Origin of the sequence: uncultured Paracoccus sp. (assembly GCF_947487305.1) — a bacterium.
GTDB lineage: Bacteria > Pseudomonadota > Alphaproteobacteria > Rhodobacterales > Rhodobacteraceae > Paracoccus.
In genome coordinates, this window is the sequence record NZ_CANKWH010000005.1 from 229,290 (window position 1) to 246,825 (window position 17,536).

Sequence of the window (17,536 nt, forward strand, 5' to 3'; positions counted from 1 at the left end):
GGCTTCCTGCTTCCCCTCCATCCCAGACCACAGGTGACCTGATGGCGCAAAACCTTTCTGACGCGACCCTTTCCCAACTCGACTGCGCGGTTCCGGCCTATGACCGCCAGAGCCTCAGCGGCGGGATGCTGCATTTCGGCGTCGGCAATTTCCACCGCGCACACCAGGCCGTCTACCTGGACCGGTTGATGAATACGGGGCTTGGCCTCGATTTCGCCATCATCGGCGCGGGCGTCATGCCGGGCGACCAGCGGATGCGCGACACGCTGGCCGGGCAGGACAACCTCTATACCGTGGTCGAGCAATCGGCCGAGACCTCGCAGCCCCGCGTCATCGGCCCGATGATCGACTATATCGCGCCGGGCAATTCTGCGCAGGTGATCGCGCAGCTGGCCGATCCGGCCATCCGCATCGCCAGCCTGACCATCACCGAGGGCGGCTATTTCATCGACGCCAATACCGGGCATTTCGACCCGACCCATCCGGCCATCGCCGCCGATGGCGCCAATCCCGACGCGCCGAAAACGGTGTTCGGCCTGCTGGTCGCGGGGCTGAAGGCCCGCCGCGCCGCCGGGCATCCGCCCTTCACCGTCATGTGCTGCGACAACATCCCGCATAACGGCTCGGTCACCCGCGAGGCGGTGGTGGAAACCGCGCGTCTTTCGGACCCGGAACTGGCGCTGTGGATCAAGGGCAATGTCGCCTTCCCCAATGGCATGGTCGACCGCATCACCCCCGCCACCAGCGACCGCGAGCGGGCCATGGTGCGCGATGAGTTCGGTATTGCCGACGACGCCCCGGTCTTCTGCGAGGACTTCATGCAATGGGTGCTGGAAGACAATTTCCCCGCCGGCCGACCGCCGCTGGAAGAGGCCGGGGTCGAGTTCGTCGCCGATGTGACGCCGTGGGAGCTGATGAAGATCCGCATCCTGAACGGCGGCCATGCGGTCATCGCCTATCCCGCCGGGCTGATGGACGTGCATTTCGTCCATGAGGCGATGCAGAACGATCTGGTGGCGGCCTTCCTCGAGAAGGTCGAGACCGACGAGATCATCCCCGCCGTGCCGCCGGTGCCGGGCACCGATCTCAATGCCTATTTCGCCAAGGTCAAGGAACGCTGCGCCAATCCGAAAATCGGCGATACCGTGCGGCGGCTGTGCCTCGACGGCTCGAACCGGCAGCCCAAGTTCATCATCCCGACCATTGCCGACCGTCTGGCCCGCGATCTTCCGGTCGAGGGGCTGGCGCTGGAATCGGCGCTCTGGTGCCGCTATTGCGCCGGGACGACCGACAGCGGCGCGGTGATCGAGCCCAATGATCCCAGCTGGGACCGGCTGACCGAGACCGCGAAGGCGGCGAAGGACGATCCGTCCGTCTGGCTCGGCATGGCCGATATCTATGGCGCGACGGGCCGCGATCCGCGCTTTGCCGAGGCCTTCGGCAACTGGCTGAACGCGCTGTGGCGAGACGGCACTGCGGCGACGCTGCGCCGCTATCTCGGCGGGTAAGCGACGGATGGGCCGGGCGCTGATCTTCGATTGCGACGGCGTGCTGGTGGACAGCGAGGTGCTGTCGATGGGCGAGCTGATGCGGCTGATTCGCAACCGCGACCTGCCCATCTCGGAACGCGAGGCCTATGACCTGTTCCTCGGCACCTCGACCAGCCACGAGATCAGCTACCTGCGCGAGCGCTTCGGCATCGACATCACCGAGGATCTGTCGGCGCTGCGCGACCGGCTGGCCGACCGCTTCCGGGTGGATCTGCTGGCCATCCCCGGCATCGAACAGGCGCTCAGCCGGCTTGGCGGGCCGCGCGCCGTCGCCTCGTCCAGCAACCCGGACCGGCTGCGCCTGTCGCTGGGTCTGACCGGGCTCTGGGATTACTTCGCCCCGCATGTCTATTCCGCGACCATGGTCAAGCACGGCAAGCCGGCGCCCGACCTGTTCCTGATGGCCGCCGAACGGCTTGGCGCCGCGCCCAAGGATTGCGTGGTGATCGAGGACAGTCCCGCCGGCATCCGCGCCGCCCGTGCCGCCGGAATGCGGGTCGTCGGCTTTCTGGGCGGCGCCCATGCCCGCCCGGCACGGCTGGCCGAGAAGCTGGCGGCGCTGGAGCCCAACGCGCTGGTTGAACATGCGGCCGATCTGCCCGAAACTCTCAGCCGGATGGGCTAGGGGGACGGAATTGCTGTTCAGCGCCGTTGACGTAGGCAGCGCCCGCGCGCGGGCGGCGATATTCGGGTCTGAGGGTCGGCTGCTGGCGCGGGCAAGCCACGGATTTTCCACCAGAACCGACCCGGACGGGCGCGCCGGATACGAGTTTGCCGAGATCTGGCAGGCCGTCGCGGATGCGCTGCGCGAGGCGCAGAACATGGCCGGGGTGGCGCCGGACGAGGTGTCTGCGCTGGCCTTCGACGCGACGTGTTCGCTCTATGTCGATGCGCCGGGCTTTGCCCCCGATGTGATCGCCTGGCATGACCACCGCGCCACTGCCGAGGCCGAGGAGTTGAGCGCCACCGGCCATCCGCTGGCCGCGCGGGCCGGGGGGCAGGTCTCGCCCGAGATGCAGACGCCCAAGCTGATGTGGCTGGCGCGGCACCGCCCCGAAGCCTGGGCCGGGCTGACCGCCGTGCGTGACCTCGGCGATCAGCTGGCCTTTGCCGCGACCGGGCAGGACCACAGGTCGCTGTGTGCGATGGTGGCGAAATGGCCCTATATCGCCGAGGCGGGCGGCTGGCAGCAGGGGCTGATGGCGGGGCTGGGGCTGGTGGACTTGCCACGGGGCGGGGCGGTTCTCGCGCCGGGGGCACCCATCGGCGCGTTGCAGGCCGAAGCTGCGGACCGGCTGGGGCTGACCACCGGATGCCGGGTCGCCGCCGGGCTGATCGATGCCTTTGCCGGGGCGCTGGGGGCGGCCTCCGACATGCCGGTGCTGATCGCCGGCACCTCGAATTGCGTGATGGCCGCCGATGTGCCGCAGAAGCCGGCAATCTGGGGTCCCTATCCCGATGCCATCCTGCCCGGCGAGGCGGTCAGCGAGGGCGGCCAATCCGCGACGGGTGCGCTTCTGGACCGCATCCGCCAGTGCTACCCCGAGCCGCAAAGCCACGGCCAGATCCTCGCCCGCTTGCATCCCGAGCGGCAGGAGCCGGGCGCGGGCCTGCATGTCCTGCCCGACATCAAGGGCAGCCGCACGCCCTTTGCCGATCCGCTGGTGCGGGGCGTGATCCACGGCGCCACGCTGGATCGCAGCGAGGCGGCGCTGGACGCGCTCTACTGGCGGGCGGCGGTCGGGATCGCGCTGGGGACGCGACAGGTGATCGAGCATATGGGGCTGGGCCAGCCCTCCCGTCTGGCCATGGCAGGCGGTCAGGCGCGCTCGTCCCTGATGCGCCAGCTTTACGCCGATGTGACCGGGGCCGAGATCCACTGGCAGCCCGAGGATGCGGTGCTGCGCGGTGCCGCCATCGCTGCCGCCGCGCCGTTTCTGGGCGGCATCCGCGCCGCGCGCGAGGTCTTTGCCCTGCCGGCGCAGATCACCCGCCCCGACCCGGCGGCGCAGGCGCGGCGCAAGCGGGACTGGCAGATTTTCCAGCGGTTGCAGCAGCACCGCGCCGAAATCGACGCCTTGGAGGGCGGATCGCCGCAATAGGCGCTGGCCTCACCCGCGAATTTGGTATACCAGAAGCGCAGGCTGGCTTGGGAGGGCGGATGATGCGGCTGCAGGGCAAGACGATTCTGATCACGGCAGCGGGGCAGGGCATGGGACGCGCCTCGGCCATCGCCTGTGCGGCCGAGGGCGCGACGGTCTGGGCGACCGACCGTGATCCGGGGCTGCTGGAGGGGCTCGAGGAGCACGGCATCCGCATCGCCGCGCTGGACGTGACCGACCGCAGCGCCATTGCCGCGCTGGCGGCGGAACTGCCGCCGCTGGATGGGATCTTCAACTGTGCCGGCATCGTCGTGAACGGCACCATCGAGACCACCAGGGTCGAGGACTGGGATCTCAGCTTCATCCTGAACATCGACGGCATGTTCCACCTGACCCGCGCCGTCCTGCCCGGAATGCTGCAGCGCGCTGGGGAAACCGGCAGCGTGTCGATCGTGAACATGGCGTCCATGTGTTCGTCGATCAAAGGCTTCGTGAACCGCTGCGCCTATGGCACCTCGAAGGCGGCGGTGATCGGTCTGACGAAATCCATCGCCGCCGATTACGTCACCCGCGGCGTCCGCGCCAATGCAATCTGCCCCGGTACGGTCGACACGCCCAGCCTGCGCGGCCGCATCGCTTCGGCCGCTGACCCGGTGCAGGCGGAGAAAGACTTTATCGCCCGCCAGCCCATGGGGCGCCTTGCCACGGTCGAGGATATGACGCCCATTGTCGTCTATCTGCTGTCCGATGAAAGCCGGTTCGTGACCGGTCAGGCCATTCTGGTCGATGGCGGCGTGACGATCTGAGAGACATTCGAGGAGGAAGCGATGAAACTGCTGCGCTATGGCCCCGCCGGGGCGGAAAAGCCGGGACTGCTGGACGACCAGGGGCAGGTGCGTGACCTGTCGGGCCATGTGGCTGATCTGGCGGGCGAGGTGCTGACCCCCGGCGGGCTGGCGAAACTCGCCGCCATCGACCCGGCCTCGCTGCCGGTGGTGCCGGGCAAACCGCAACAGGACCTGCGCCTTGGCGCCTGCGTCGGCGGGGTGGGCAAATTCATCGCCATCGGGCTGAACTATGCCGACCATGCCGCCGAAAGCGGCCTCGCCGTACCCGACGAGCCGGTCGTCTTCAACAAGTGGATCACCTGCATCTGCGGCCCGGATGACGATATCGTCATCCCCAAGGGTTCGACCAAGACCGATTGGGAGGTCGAGCTTGGCGTGGTCATCGGGCAGGGCGGCACCGATATTGCCGAGGCCGATGCGCTGAACCATGTCGCAGGCTATTGCGTCATCAATGACGTGAGCGAGCGCGAATGGCAGATCGAGCGCGGTGCGACTTGGGACAAGGGCAAGGGCTTCGACACCTTCGGCCCGATCGGCCCCTGGCTGGTGACGCGGGACGAGATCGCCGATCCGCAGAAACTGGGCCTCTGGCTCGAGGTCGACGGCCACCGCTATCAGAACGGCAATACCGCCACGATGGTCTTCGGCGTGGCCGCGCTGGTCGCCTATTGCTCGCGATTCATGCGGCTGATGCCGGGCGATGTCATCACCACCGGCACCCCGCCGGGCGTCGGACTGGGACAGAAGCCGCCGGTCTATCTGCGCCCCGGCCAGACCATCCGTCTTGGCATTGATGGTCTGGGCGAACAGACCCAGCGCACCACCGGCGGCTGAGCCGGCGCGACATCCTGCGCTCCGGCCGCACCCGACCTGCGGCCGGAACGTTATCCCTCCAGCAGTTCCAGAAGTTCGATTCGGTTGCCAAAGGGATCATCGACATAGATCCGGCTGATCCCCGGAAGGTCGATTTCGCTGCGAAACTCCAGCCCCTGCGCCCACAAGGCAGTTTTTGCCTCTTCCAGCGAGCTGACCCGCAAGGCCGGATGCGCCTTCCGGGCCGGGGAAAAGGGCTGTTCCACGCCAAGATGCAGGCGCACGGCTCCGGTCTCGAACCAGACCCCACCGCGCCCCCGCAGCGCTTCGGGCTTCGGAACCTCGGCCAGGCCCAGCACGCCAGCGTAAAAATCGCGCGCCAGATCCTCGCCGCCGGCGGGCATGGCAAGCTGGACGTGGTGCAGGTCGCGGATGAAACTATTATTGTATGCCATTGCATACGAATATGCCCGGCCGTTGCCAGCCGGGCAAATGATTTCGGTGGTCACGCCTGCCTGCTCCGCCGCCCTGACCCGACACAGGGCAGGCGGCCTGCCGTGGGTGGCCGCTGAGGCGGTGGGTGGGTGAACCTTTATGTCACCAGCATATCGAACAGCCGTTCGGCGTCGAACCGCACCAGAGCGGCCAGCCGCCGGAACGGCAGGCCGCTTGCCCGGCGGCGCGATGCGCCTTGTTCCGGGCAGGGTCTTCGCAGCGGTCGCGGCTGACTACTCCGCCGCCTCGGCATAGCTTTCCAGCGGCGGGCAGGTGCAGATCAGGTTCCGGTCGCCATAGGCATTGTCGACGCGGCCGACCGGCGGCCAGTATTTGTCGACGCGGAAGGCGCCCGCCGGGAAGCAGCCCTGTTCGCGGCTATAGGCGCGATCCCAGTCAGCGACCAGATCCTCGACCGTATGCGGGGCGTGGCGCAGCGGGCTGTCTTCGGGCTTCATCCGGCCCTCGGCGACCTCGGTGATCTCGTCCCGGATCGCCATCAGCGCGGTGATGAAGCGGTCGATCTCGGCCTTGGTTTCGGACTCGGTCGGTTCCACCATCAGGGTGCCGGCGACAGGCCAGCTCATCGTCGGCGCGTGGAAGCCGTTATCGATCAGCCGCTTGGCGATGTCGTCCACGGTCACGCCATGCTCGGCGAAGGGCCGGGTGTCGAGGATGCACTCATGCGCCACCCGGCCACGGTTGCCCATGAAGAGGATCGGATAGGCCCCGGCCAGACGGCTGGCGATGTAATTGGCGTTCAGGATCGCCACCCGCGTCGCCTGGGTCAGCCCTTCACCGCCCATCATCAGGATATAGGCCCAGGAAATGAGCAGGATCGAGGCCGAGCCATAGGGGGCGGCCGAGACCGCGCCGGACTCTTCCTTGCGCGGGTCGCCGGGCAGGTAGGGGGCCAGATGGCCCTTGACGCCGATCGGGCCCATGCCCGGGCCGCCGCCGCCATGCGGGATGGCAAAGGTCTTGTGCAGGTTCAGGTGGCTGACATCGCCGCCGATCTCGCCCGGCTTCACCAGCCCGACCAGCGCGTTCATGTTGGCGCCGTCGATATAGACCTGCCCGCCATGGTCATGAGCGATCTCGCAGACCTGCCGCACGGTATCCTCGAAGACGCCATGGGTGCTGGGATAGGTGATCATCACCGCCGCCAGCCTGTCGCCCGCCTGCTTCGCCTTGTCGGCGAAATCCTCGAGGTCGATATCGCCATTGGGGGCGGATTTCACCACCACGACCTTCATCCCGCACATCTGCGCCGAGGCCGGGTTGGTGCCATGGGCCGAAACCGGGATCAGGCAGACATCGCGCTGGTCATCGCCATTGGCGCGGTGGAAGGCCTGAATGGTCAGAAGGCCGGCATATTCCCCCTGCGCGCCGCTGTTCGGCTGCATCGAGAAGGCGTCATAGCCGGTGATCTCGCAGAGCTTCTCCTCGAGATCGGCGATGGCCTCGACATAGCCGAGCGTCTGATGACGCGGGGCAAAGGGGTGCAGCGCGCCGAATTCCGGCCAGGTGATCGGCATCATCTCGGCGGCGGCGTTCAGCTTCATGGTGCAGGAGCCGAGCGGAATCATCGCCCGGTCCAGCGCCAGATCGCGGTCCGAAAGCCGACGCATATAGCGCATCATCTCGGATTCCGCCCGGTTCATGTGGAAGACCGGATGGGTCAGGTAATCGGTCTCGCGCAAGAGCGCATCGGGCAGGACCGGGCTGGTGGCCGGCTCGGCCGGTTCGTCGATGCCGAAGGCGTCCAAGAGGCGCGCGATGACCCCGGCATCGGTGGTCTCATCGACCGAGATGCCGACGCGGTCCCGGCCGACCTGACGCAGGTTGATGCCCCGCTGTTCGGCGGCGGCAAGGATGCCCGCCTGACCGACGCCGACCTTGACGGTGATGGTGTCAAAGAAGACCTCGGGCGCCACATCGGCCCCGGCGGCGCGCAGCGCATTGGCGATGGTCACGGCGGTCAGGTGCACCCGCTGCGCGATGGCGCGCAGGCCCACCGGACCGTGGAAGACGGCATAGAAGCTGGCCATCACCGCCAGCAGCGCCTGCGCGGTGCAGACATTGCTGGTCGCCTTCTCGCGGCGGATATGCTGTTCGCGGGTCTGCAGCGACAGGCGATAGGCCTTGTTGCCCGAGGCGTCGATGCTGACGCCGACGATCCGGCCCGGCATGGTGCGCTTCAGCGCGTCGCGGCAGGACATGAAGGCGGCGTGCGGCCCGCCATAGCCCATCGGCACGCCGAACCGCTGCGCCGAGCCGACGGCGATATCCGCCCCCATCTCGCCCGGCGATTTCAACAGGCACAGCGCCAGGAGGTCGGTGGCGAGGATCGCCAGCGCGCCTGCGGCATGCAGCGCCTCGATCTCGGGGGTCACGTCGCGGACATGGCCATAGGTGCCGGGATACTGGAAGATCGCGCCGAAGACCTCGGCGGGCTTCAGATCGTCGATCGCGCCCTTGATGATGCGGATGCCCAAGGGGGCGGCGCGGGTCTCGATCACCGAAATGGTCTGCGGGTGCAGGTCATGGGCCACGAAGAAGGCATCGGTTTTCGCCTTGGACTGGCGCTGCGCCATGGCCATCGCCTCGGCCGCCGCCGTCGCTTCGTCCAGAAGGCTGGCATTGGCCACCGGCAGCCCGGTCAGGTCGGCCACCATGGTCTGATAGTTCAACAGCGCCTCGAGCCGCCCCTGCGCGATCTCGGGCTGATAGGGCGTATAGGCCGTGTACCACGCGGGGTTTTCAAAGATGTTGCGCTGGATCGCGGGCGGCGTGACGGTGCCGTAATAGCCCTGACCGATCAGGCTGTTCATCACCTTGTTCTTCTTGGCGACCTCTTCCATCCGCGCCAGCAGCGCGGCCTCGGACAGCGCCGGCCAGGTCAGCGGGGTGGCCTGGCGGATCGCCTGCGGAACGGTCTGATCGATCAGCGCGTCCAGGCTGTCGGCGCCGACGGCCTTCAGCATCTCGGCCATCTCGGCGGGCGAGGGGCCGATATGGCGGCGGTTGGCGAAATCGTCGGGGTTGTAGTCGGTGGGATTCCAGCGGGTCATCGGCAGCATCCAATCCATCAGCAAGGCCGCGAAACGGGCCCCATCATCCGTGCAAAAATTATCCTCGGTGGCCCGGGGGCAGGCAGCCCCCGGCCTTTGGCTCAGCCGGTCAGCCGATCAGCGCCTGATAGGCGGCTTCGTCCATGAACCCGTCCATGGCGCCGGCATCCGTGGGCGCGATCTTGAAGAACCAGGCCCCCATCGGATCGCCGTTCACATCGCCCGGCGCGTCCGCAAGGGCGCTGTTCACGGCGGTGATCTTGCCGGCGACCGGGGCAGTGATGTCCGAGGCGGCCTTGACCGATTCGATCACCACGACCTCTTCGCCCGCCGCCACTTCGCGGCCTTCCTCGGGCAGTTCGATGAACACGACATCGCCCAGCTGCTCGCTGGCATGGGCGGTGATGCCCACGACGATCTCGCCGCCCTCGGCGCGCAGCCATTCATGGTCTTCGGTAAATTTCAGCATGGGAAGCGTCCTCAGCGTTTGTAGGAAGGAGTGATGAAGGGCAGGGCGGTCACGCGCACGGGCATCCGCTTGCCCCGGACCTCGGCCCAGACAAGGCTGCCAGTGGAGAGCGCGGCAGGCAGGTAGGCCATGGCGACCGGACCGCCGACCGAAGGGCCGAAGCCGCCCGAGCAGACCTCGCCGATCTGGACGCCACCGATCTCGGCGTCGAAGATGGTCACGCCCTCGCGGATCGGTGCCCGGCCCTCGGGCGTCAGGCCCACGCGGCGGCTGGCGGCGCCGTCCTGCACCTGGCCCAGCACCTTGTCGGCGCCCGGAAAGCCGCCGGCGCGGGCACCGCCCGAACGGCGGGCCTTGCCGATGGACCAGGCCAGCCCGGCCTCGACCGGGGTGGTCTCTTCGGTCAGGTCATGGCCGTAAAGCGGCATCCCGGCCTCGAGCCTCAGGCTGTCGCGGGCGGCGAGGCCGATTGGCAGCACCTCGGGATAATCCATCAGCGTCTCGACGAAAGCGGTCAGGCTGGCCTCGGGGATCGAGATCTCGAACCCGTCCTCGCCGGTATAGCCCGAGCGCGAGACCCAGAGCTCGGCCCCCTGCCAGTCAAAGCTCGCCACGTCCATGAAGGCCATGGCCGACACGCCGGGCAATTGCCGCTCCAGCACCTCGACCGCCTTCGGTCCCTGCAGGGCGATGAGGCCGCGATCGGTGATCGGCTGCACCTCGACACCGGCCAGCGTCTGCAGATGCGGAATGTCGTGATCGGCGCGGGCGGCGTTCACCACCAGAAAATAGTGATCGCCGCGATTGGCGAACATCAGGTCATCCAGGATGCCGCCTTCCGCGTTGGTGAAAAGGCCGTAACGCTGCCGCCCCTCGGGCAGGCCCAGCACATCAGCCGGGATCAGCGTTTCCAGCGCCAGCGCCGCAGAGGCCAGATCGCCATCCTTCGGCAGGATCTTCACCTGGCCCATATGCGACACGTCGAAGAGGCCGGCATGGGCGCGCGTATGCAGATGCTCGGTCAGCACCCCGGTCGGGAATTGCACGGGCATTTCCCAACCGGCAAAGGGCACCATCTTGGCACCTTCGGCGACATGCAGGTCATAAAGACCGGTTCGATTCAGTTCCTCGGCCATCGGCCCTCCCTTACATGGCGCCGGTGGTCCGGCATCTGTCAACCGGCACGCTGCCAGCCCTAGATGCCCCCTCTGTCCTTGCCCGCGCTGCGGACGCCTGAGATCGTTATCCCTTCGGCGGGCCTTGCGGCCACTCTCCAGAGTTCAGTCAGGAAGACGGTCCTTTTGCCTGAGAGTTCGCCGGGGCGGCTGCTCCTTCGGCACCGGCACGAGGCCGGATTCTCCCGAGTTCCTGCTGCTGAGAGGTAGCCGCTGCCTTGGCGCAAGGCAAGACCTTTGTCGCAGACGGCACGGGATGCGACGCTTTTGACCACCTTCCCGAAAGCCCGGAAGATTGACAGCCGCCACCCCGCCGCGCGACATAGGCGGCAACGCGACGAGGCCGGCTTGACCCGAAAAATCTTCCAGATCGGCTTCAACAAATGCGGCACCACCTTCATCGAGCGGTTGTTCCGCCTGAACGGCATCCCGGTGCGGCACTGGGAAAAAGGCGCTTTGGCCGAGGATATCGCCTATTCGAAGCTGACCGGACGCGCGCCGCTGCAGCGATGGGCCGACACGGTTGCCTTTACCGACATGGAATCGGTGCGGTTCGTCCATGCCCCGGTGATCGAGGCATTCCGCGATTTCGCCTATCTCGACCGTTGCTTTCCCGGTGCAGTCTTCCTGCTGAACACCCGGCGGGTCGAGGACTGGATCGCCAGCCGCTATCGCCACCAAGGTGGCAGCTATGCCCGCGCCCATGCGATGAACCGGGGCGTCGCGCTGGCGGATCTGGCCAGGCTGTGGCGGGCGGACTGGGACGCGCATCTGGTCGCCTGTCGCGCGCATTTCGGGGACCGGGCCGAATTCATCGAGATCGACATCGACACCGCCGAACCCGAGGATTACCGCCGCGCGCTGTCGCGCTGGTTCGACCTGCCCAAGATTCCCGACCTGCCCGGCGCGGGCCGGGTGGAAAGCCGCAAGGCCTATGCCGCCGAGGTCACGGCCATGCTGGCCGCACCGCAGCCGGGTGCGGGGATCGACGACGAGGCGCGCGAGCGGATGGCCACCTCGCTGGCCCGCTTTGCCGTCCCCGCCCGGATCGAAACCGGACCGCGCGACCTGCCGGGCATCGCGCGATTTGACGCAGCCCTGGGCGAGCTGCGCAACGCGGCGGGCGCGCTGCTGCCGGTGCGGCGCATGGAGACGGGGCGCTACCTCGCCGACCCGCTGCGACCCGGCCATCTGCTGCTCGCGGCGGCGGCGAATGACATCGCGGAGGTGGCGGATCGGGGGGTCTATCACCTCGACATGCGCGATGACTGCCTGATCGGCACCTCGCCCCGCACCGCCAGCGGCGGCCCGGTCATCGCCCCCAGCAGGCGCGAAGGCGCGGCGAACGTAGTCCTTTGGCCGATGCCGCGCTTTCACCGGCTGGGGAACAACGCCTTCCTTGGCCCGGACCCCAATGCGGTGACCCCGCTGGACCAGCGGCTCGACCGGGCGATCTGGCAAGGCGGCTTGTCGGGCTATGCGCCGGGGGCGAGCGGTCCGGGGCTGATGCGCCCGGCCCATCGCGCCGTTGACCTGATCCTGAAAAGCGAGGAGGGCAGCCCGCGGCATCAGGCGGCGCTGGCCGATCTGCAGGAAAACAGTCGCATCGCCTTCGTGCAGCGCTGGCAGGGCTCAGCGGATGTGGATGTGCGACTGCTGCCCGACGCACGCGCGGCGCAGGCGCTGCGCAAGGCCGGGTTGGGGTCGCTGATTTCGGCCGACCTTGCAGGGGATGCGTTGCACAGCCATCGCTTCATCATCTGCCTCGGCGGCGCGGCGCTGGCCGAGGAGTTCCTGCCCGCGCTGAACGCGGGGGGAATGGTGCTGAAGGAAGAGGATGGCTGGCAAGTTTACCATTCCGGGGTGCTGCGTCCGTGGGAGCATTACATTCCGCTGGATTACGGTGCCGCTGATCTGGCCGAAAAGCAGGACTGGGCGCGCGAGAACCCGCTGGCCTGCGCCCGCATGGTGGCCGCAGCGCGCCGGGTCTGCGCGGCACTGGCCGATCCGGCGGGGCGGCGGCGGCATCTGGCGCTGGTTCTGGCCGACTACCGCGCGGCCACCGGGCAGGACTGACGCGGATCAGAGCTTGGGAAAGACAAAGACCCGGTCGCGGCGCAGCATCAGCCACATCGGCGTGCCGGGCGGCGGCAGGAAGACGCCGGGCACGGTCGCGGTCAGTGCGATGGCATCCTCGTCGGTGACGAATTCCACCAGCGATTCCCGGCCCAGGTAGCGCGCGCGGGTGACGCGGGCATGGGCGGCGGTTCCGTTTTCCGGCGTCGGTGACGGCCCCTGCCCGTTGCGGTCGAAATCGATCTTCAGATGCTGCGGCCGGATGACGATCTCGACCTCGGAGCCGTCGGGCACACCCGGCGTCAGGAATTCGCCGAAGGGGGTATGGGTCAGCGCGCCTTTGACCCGGCCCGACAGCACGTTGAGGTCGCTGAAGAACCCCGCCACCTTGCGATCCGCCGGCGCGTTGTAGAGGTTATAGGGCGCGCCCTGCTGGACGATGCGGCCGTCGCGCATCAACAGGATCTGGTCGGCCATGCGCATCGCCTCATGCGGCTCATGCGTGACCAGAAGGACGGCGGTGCCTTCGTCTTTCAGAAGCGCCAGCGTCTCGTCGCGGATGCCGTCGCGCAGGCGTTCGTCGAGGCCCGAGAAGGGTTCGTCCATCATGAGCACGCGGGGGCGCGGCGCCAAGGCCCGGACCAGCGCCACCCGCTGGCTTTCGCCGCCCGACAGCTCGTGCGGATAGCTGTCGATATGGCTGCCCATCTGCACCCGGTCGAGCAGCTCGGCGACGCGCGGCCGGTTGGCCCCGGCCCCGCCCTTGAGGCCGAAGGCGACGTTCTCGGCCACCGAGAGATGCGGGAAAAGGGCGAAATCCTGAAACATCAGCCCGATGGCGCGCTGTTCCGGCGGGATACGCAGCCCGTCATCGCTGACCGTGCGGCCATCCACGGTGATGCGTCCCGCATTCTGCGTATCGACGCCGGCGACGATCCGAAGCGTGGTCGACTTGCCGCAGCCCGAGGGACCCAAGAGGCAGGCCACCTGCCCGGCCGGCACCGCGAAGCTGACGTCATCCACCACCGCGCGGCCAGCAAAGCGGCGGGTCAGGTTCTGGACCTCGAGACGGGGTGGCGTCGGCACGGGCGTTTCTTATGTTTTCGGTCGGATTTCTGCGGGCCTAACAGCGCCGCCGCCCGCCCGCAACCTCTCGATTGTCGGATGGGCGCGGTCCCGCATCAGCCCGGCCCCTCAGATCGTGACGTTCAGCGCGCCCCCGTCCAGAAGGATGTTCTGCCCGATGATGAAACGCGCCTGCTGGCTGCAAAGGAAGGCGCAGGTGGCGCCGAAATCCTCGGCCGTGCCATAGGTGCCGGCGGGGATGCTGGCCTCGCGGCGCTTGCGGGCCTCCTCGACGCTGATCCCCGCCGCCTTGGCCGCCCCGCCGTCGAGGCCAGTGGCGCGGTCGGTCGCGTGGATGCCGGGCAAAAGGTTGTTCACCACCACGCCGCTGCCCGCCACCTGCCGCGACATGCCGGCGACAAAGCCGGTCAGCCCGGCGCGGGCGGTGTTCGACAGGCCCAGCACGGCAATGGGCGAGCGCACCGATTGCGAGGTGATGTTCACCACCCGACCCCAGCCGCGATCCATCATCCCCGGCACCAGCGCCTGCATCAGCGCGATGGCGCTGAGCATGTTGCCGTCGATGGCCTTGATGAAATCGTCGCGGTTCCAGTCGGTCCAGTTGCCCGGCGGCGGGCCGCCCGCGTTGTTCACAAGGATATCCGCCTGCCCGACCGCCTCGAGCACCCGGGCCCGGCCTTCGTCGGTGGTGATGTCGGCGGCAACCGGCGTGACCGATACCCCGTATTTCTCGGCGATCTCGCCCGCGGTCCGGGTGATGTCGGCCTCGGTGCGGCTGTTGATCACCAGATCCACCCCGGCCTCGGCCAGCGCCTCGGCGCAGCCCCGGCCCAAACCCTTCGATGCGGCGCAGACGAGGCCGCGCTTGCCCTTGATCCCCAGATCCATGAATTCCCTCCGTCGGTTCTGCCGCAGGGAACCCCGAGCGGGCGGGGATGTCAAATGGCCGCGTCAGTCGCTGCCGCCCCCTCCGCCTCCGCCGTCACCGCCGCCACTGCTGTCACCGCTGCTGCTGCCACCGGATTCGGTGGACGAGTCGCCGTTCGACATGTCAGCTCCCCAGATGAACAGACGATTCTCCGCACCATCGGCGGTATCTCCGACGGGGCCTGTGCTCTCGCCGGAAGACCCGCCCGGCCGTCGGCGCAAGATCCACAGATAGATCAAGGCTATGCCGAGCCCCAGAAGGGCAAAGTTCAAGACGACCATTACCGCGCCGCGTCAGCCGCCTCGCGGATGGCGCGCATGTTGGCGCCGTAGATCTGCGGCTCGTGGACCGAGCCGCCCTTGAACACGGCCGAGCCGGCGACCAGCACGTCGGCGCCGGCCTTGGCCACCAGTGCGGCGGTCTTGGTGTCAACGCCGCCATCGACCTGAATATGAATCGGGCGGTCGCCGATCATGCCGCGCAGGCGGGCGATCTTGTCGACTTGGCTATGGATGAATTTCTGCCCGCCAAAGCCGGGGTTCACCGACATGACCAGCACCATGTCGGCGAGGTCGAGGATATATTCGACCGCCTCGACCGGGGTGCCGGGGTTCAGCGCCACGCCGGCCTTCTTGCCGGTCGCCCGGATCGCCTGCAGCGTGCGGTGGATATGCGGACCGGCCTCGACATGGGCGGTGATCATGTCTGCGCCGGCCTCGGCATAGGCCTCGATATAGGGATCGACCGGGGCGATCATCAGATGCACGTCCATGAAGGTCTTCACATGCGGGCGGAAGGCTTTCACGGCGGGCGGGCCGAAGGTCAGGTTGGGGACGAAATGGCCGTCCATCACGTCGACATGAACCCAGTCCGCGCCCTGGTCCTCGACGGCGCGAATCTCGGCACCGAAATTGGCGAAATCGGCAGAGAGGATCGACGGGGCGATCTTGATCTTGCGGTCGAACGTCATGGCTTACCTTCCGGGCTGGGTGCGCATCTGCCTTAAGCGCGCCGGGGTCCTGCCGTCAACTGCGGCAGGCCGGCGCATGGCTCGGTTCAGCCGCAGAACGGTGGGTCAGACCGAGGCGGGAAGATCACGCCCGGCATTGTCCTCGGCCGGGCTTTCGCTGCTGTCGGTCACTGCCGCCGCGCCATCCGTTTCCTCGGAGGCTGCGGCCATCGGCGCCTCGACGATCTGCTCGATCTCCTCGATCTCGGCGCCATCGGCCTTGGCCAGCCGCCGCATCGCCTCGCGGAAACTGTCGGCGCGGGTCATCGCCAGCGTGACCGCGTCCTGATCCGGGTTCTGTGCCAGATGCTCGGCCAGCAGCCGATGCCCGAGGCCATAGCCGGTCCATTTGCGGATCTTGCCCTTACCGAAGAACCATTCGGCGTGATCGTACTGCAGCCGCGACCATTCGGTCAGCGCCCGCTTGGCCAGACCGGCAGAGGGCGTGGTCGCGTCCCAGGGATCGGGTCGCCCGCCCAGAACCTGCAGCACGAAATGCCCCGCCAGCCCCTCGCTGACCAGCGCCTCGCCCAAGGATTTGCCATAGCCCGGCCCATCCCAACGGATCAGGTGGTGCAACTCGTGAACCAGCGTGCGCATCAGCAGCGCCGGATCGAAGCGGGCGGGGTTCAGCGTCACCTCGATGAGACCGGGGGCCGGGGCATGGCCGCCGACGCCCCAATCGGGGATGCCGCCGCCCGCCTGGCCGCGAATGACCAGGTCAAAGCGCGGCAGGTCGGCATGGCCCTCGGTCAGCGCGATGGCCTCGCGGGCGGCCGCCCGGATCTCGGGCATGATCGGGGTCAGCGCGTGGCGCGTGTTCAGGAAGTGGATGGTCCAGATCGTCATGCTGCGCATCTTCGCAGGTTCGGGGACGGGCTGCCAGAGGCTTGGCCCTTGGTTCGGCGGGAGGGCGCTTGCGGCTGTCGCGGGCGGACCCGGCTGGCGCCGCCGATTGACGCGCTGCCTGCGCAGGGCTATGCCCCCGGCCTTCAACGCGAGAGAGGCAAGCATGGCACGCAAGAAGGGCCGCGAGATTTCCGGCTGGCTGGTGGTGGACAAGCCGGCGGGCGTGACCTCGACCGCCGTCGTGGGCAAGGTCCGGTGGGCGCTGGACGCGAAAAAGGCCGGCCATGCCGGCACGCTTGACCCCGATGCGACCGGCGTGCTGGCCGTGGCCTTGGGCGAGGCGACGAAGACCGTCCCCTACATCACCGATGCGCTGAAAGCCTATGACTTCACCGTCAACTGGGGTGACGAAACCACGACCGACGATGCCTCCGGCGAGGTGGTCCGCAGCAGCGACGCCCGCCCGGATGCCGAGGCGATCCGCGCCGCCCTGCCCGGCTTCACCGGCGATATCCTGCAGGTCCCCCCGGCCTTTTCGGCGGTGAAGGTCGAGGGCGAGCGCGCCTATGACCTCGCGCGCGAGGGCGAGGCGGTGGAACTGGCCGCGCGACCGCTCTGGGTCGAGGAACTGAGCCTGACCGAAACCACCCCCGACACCGCCCGGCTGATGATGGTCTGCGGCAAGGGCGGCTATGTCCGCTCGATCGCCCGCGATCTGGGTCGCGCGCTTGGCTGCCTCGGCCATGTCGCGCATCTGCGCCGCATCTGGTCGGGGCCGTTCGACGCCGAACAGGGCGTCACGCTGGACCGCATCGACCGCGAGGCGCAGGACTGGCTGGAAAGCCAGCTTCTGCCGCTGGAGGTGGCGCTGGAGGACATGCCGGCATTGCGCGCCACACCCGAGGGCGCGGTGCGCATCCGCAACGGCAATCCCGGCCAAGTGACCGGCACGGCGGAATTCGGCGAAACCGTCTGGGTCAGCGATCCGGCGACCGGGCCGATCTGCATCGGCCGCTACATGGGCGGGCTGGTTCACCCGGACCGGGTGTTCAACCTCTGAGC

16 protein-coding genes and 1 riboswitch are annotated in these 17,536 nt (G+C 68.0%); of the genes, 7 read left to right on the forward strand and 9 right to left on the reverse strand.

What is annotated here, in order from left to right; translation table 11 throughout:
- The first annotated feature begins 41 nt into the window (after positions 1–41).
- From Q1A36_RS08710 to Q1A36_RS08730, 5 genes are all read left to right on the forward strand, one after another.
- Complete coding sequence (locus Q1A36_RS08710) at positions 42–1,508, forward strand: mannitol dehydrogenase family protein (protein ID WP_299842180.1); 1,467 nt, start codon at positions 42–44, stop codon at positions 1,506–1,508.
- Between the two features lie 7 nt (positions 1,509–1,515).
- Positions 1,516–2,175, forward strand: coding sequence for an HAD-IA family hydrolase (locus tag Q1A36_RS08715; protein WP_299842182.1), 660 nt, complete (start codon positions 1,516–1,518; stop codon positions 2,173–2,175).
- 10 nt (positions 2,176–2,185) lie between these two features.
- Positions 2,186–3,652 (forward strand): FGGY-family carbohydrate kinase, encoded by a 1,467-nt coding sequence (locus Q1A36_RS08720; RefSeq protein ID WP_299842185.1) that lies wholly within the window; start codon positions 2,186–2,188, stop codon positions 3,650–3,652.
- Between the two features lie 62 nt (positions 3,653–3,714).
- Positions 3,715–4,458 carry an SDR family oxidoreductase gene (locus Q1A36_RS08725; RefSeq protein WP_299842283.1) on the forward strand — a complete coding sequence of 248 codons (744 nt, stop codon included), beginning with the start codon at positions 3,715–3,717 and terminating at the stop codon, positions 4,456–4,458.
- 21 nt (positions 4,459–4,479) lie between these two features.
- Positions 4,480–5,334, forward strand: coding sequence for an ureidoglycolate lyase (locus Q1A36_RS08730; RefSeq protein WP_299842188.1), 855 nt, complete (start codon positions 4,480–4,482; stop codon positions 5,332–5,334).
- A 50-nt stretch (positions 5,335–5,384) separates the two neighbouring features.
- Here the strand turns inward: Q1A36_RS08730 and Q1A36_RS08735 are convergent, their stop codons facing one another.
- From Q1A36_RS08735 to gcvT, 4 genes are all read right to left on the reverse strand, one after another.
- The gene (locus Q1A36_RS08735) at positions 5,385–5,768 is read right to left on the reverse strand and encodes a VOC family protein (RefSeq protein ID WP_299842191.1); all 384 of its coding nucleotides are present in this window, start codon (positions 5,766–5,768) and stop codon (positions 5,385–5,387) included.
- Positions 5,769–6,041: 273 nt separating this feature from the next.
- A complete protein-coding gene (gcvP, locus tag Q1A36_RS08740) occupies positions 6,042–8,882 on the reverse strand; it encodes an aminomethyl-transferring glycine dehydrogenase (RefSeq protein WP_299842286.1) in 2,841 nt (946 codons plus the stop codon).
- A 109-nt stretch (positions 8,883–8,991) separates the two neighbouring features.
- Positions 8,992–9,348 (reverse strand): glycine cleavage system protein GcvH, encoded by a 357-nt coding sequence (gcvH, locus tag Q1A36_RS08745; RefSeq protein ID WP_101754351.1) that lies wholly within the window; start codon positions 9,346–9,348, stop codon positions 8,992–8,994.
- A 14-nt stretch (positions 9,349–9,362) separates the two neighbouring features.
- Positions 9,363–10,487 carry a glycine cleavage system aminomethyltransferase GcvT gene (gene gcvT, locus Q1A36_RS08750; RefSeq protein ID WP_299842193.1) on the reverse strand — a complete coding sequence of 375 codons (1,125 nt, stop codon included), beginning with the start codon at positions 10,485–10,487 and terminating at the stop codon, positions 9,363–9,365.
- A gap of 147 nt (positions 10,488–10,634) precedes the next feature.
- Positions 10,635–10,724: riboswitch (glycine riboswitch) on the reverse strand.
- Positions 10,725–10,874: 150 nt separating this feature from the next.
- On the opposite strand from gcvT, the gene Q1A36_RS08755 reads away from it, so the two are divergent.
- Positions 10,875–12,602, forward strand: a complete 1,728-nt coding sequence (locus tag Q1A36_RS08755) for a glycosyl transferase family 90 (RefSeq protein ID WP_299842196.1) — start codon at positions 10,875–10,877, stop codon at positions 12,600–12,602.
- Between the two features lie 6 nt (positions 12,603–12,608).
- Here the strand turns inward: Q1A36_RS08755 and Q1A36_RS08760 are convergent, their stop codons facing one another.
- The 5 genes from Q1A36_RS08760 to Q1A36_RS08780 form a co-directional block, all read right to left on the reverse strand.
- On the reverse strand, positions 12,609–13,688 hold the full coding sequence (locus Q1A36_RS08760; RefSeq protein ID WP_299842198.1) for an ABC transporter ATP-binding protein: 1,080 nt from the start codon (positions 13,686–13,688) through the stop codon (positions 12,609–12,611).
- A gap of 108 nt (positions 13,689–13,796) precedes the next feature.
- A complete protein-coding gene (locus tag Q1A36_RS08765; RefSeq protein ID WP_299842201.1) occupies positions 13,797–14,576 on the reverse strand; it encodes an SDR family oxidoreductase in 780 nt (259 codons plus the stop codon).
- A 63-nt stretch (positions 14,577–14,639) separates the two neighbouring features.
- The gene (locus tag Q1A36_RS08770) at positions 14,640–14,897 is read right to left on the reverse strand and encodes a hypothetical protein (protein WP_299842203.1); all 258 of its coding nucleotides are present in this window, start codon (positions 14,895–14,897) and stop codon (positions 14,640–14,642) included.
- Positions 14,897–15,586 (reverse strand): ribulose-phosphate 3-epimerase, encoded by a 690-nt coding sequence (rpe, locus tag Q1A36_RS08775; RefSeq protein ID WP_299842204.1) that lies wholly within the window; start codon positions 15,584–15,586, stop codon positions 14,897–14,899. The genes Q1A36_RS08770 and rpe overlap by 1 nt, the downstream gene beginning before the upstream one ends.
- Positions 15,587–15,691: 105 nt before the next feature.
- The gene (locus Q1A36_RS08780; protein ID WP_299842206.1) at positions 15,692–16,474 is read right to left on the reverse strand and encodes a DUF2268 domain-containing putative Zn-dependent protease; all 783 of its coding nucleotides are present in this window, start codon (positions 16,472–16,474) and stop codon (positions 15,692–15,694) included.
- Between the two features lie 163 nt (positions 16,475–16,637).
- Between Q1A36_RS08780 and truB the strand changes: the two genes are divergently transcribed.
- On the forward strand, positions 16,638–17,534 hold the full coding sequence (gene truB / locus Q1A36_RS08785; RefSeq protein ID WP_299842209.1) for a tRNA pseudouridine(55) synthase TruB: 897 nt from the start codon (positions 16,638–16,640) through the stop codon (positions 17,532–17,534).
- Positions 17,535–17,536: the final 2 nt, after the last annotated feature.

Bases quoted from the DNA above. Each gene is read 5' to 3' on its own strand.
- gcvP (WP_299842286.1), bottom strand. From the start codon at position 8,882: ATGACCCGCTGGAATCCCACCGACTACAACCCCGACGATTTCGCCAAC.
- Q1A36_RS08715 (WP_299842182.1), top strand. From the start codon at position 1,516: ATGGGCCGGGCGCTGATCTTCGATTGCGACGGCGTGCTGGTGGACAGC.
- truB (WP_299842209.1), top strand. From the start codon at position 16,638: ATGGCACGCAAGAAGGGCCGCGAGATTTCCGGCTGGCTGGTGGTGGAC.
- Q1A36_RS08770 (WP_299842203.1), bottom strand. From the start codon at position 14,897: ATGGTCGTCTTGAACTTTGCCCTTCTGGGGCTCGGCATAGCCTTGATC.
- Q1A36_RS08735 (WP_299842191.1), bottom strand. From the start codon at position 5,768: ATGGCATACAATAATAGTTTCATCCGCGACCTGCACCACGTCCAGCTT.
- Q1A36_RS08725 (WP_299842283.1), top strand. From the start codon at position 3,715: ATGCGGCTGCAGGGCAAGACGATTCTGATCACGGCAGCGGGGCAGGGC.
- gcvT (WP_299842193.1), bottom strand. From the start codon at position 10,487: ATGGCCGAGGAACTGAATCGAACCGGTCTTTATGACCTGCATGTCGCC.
- rpe (WP_299842204.1), bottom strand. From the start codon at position 15,586: ATGACGTTCGACCGCAAGATCAAGATCGCCCCGTCGATCCTCTCTGCC.
- Q1A36_RS08765 (WP_299842201.1), bottom strand. From the start codon at position 14,576: ATGGATCTGGGGATCAAGGGCAAGCGCGGCCTCGTCTGCGCCGCATCG.
- Q1A36_RS08710 (WP_299842180.1), top strand. From the start codon at position 42: ATGGCGCAAAACCTTTCTGACGCGACCCTTTCCCAACTCGACTGCGCG.
- Q1A36_RS08730 (WP_299842188.1), top strand. From the start codon at position 4,480: ATGAAACTGCTGCGCTATGGCCCCGCCGGGGCGGAAAAGCCGGGACTG.
- Q1A36_RS08780 (WP_299842206.1), bottom strand. From the start codon at position 16,474: ATGACGATCTGGACCATCCACTTCCTGAACACGCGCCACGCGCTGACC.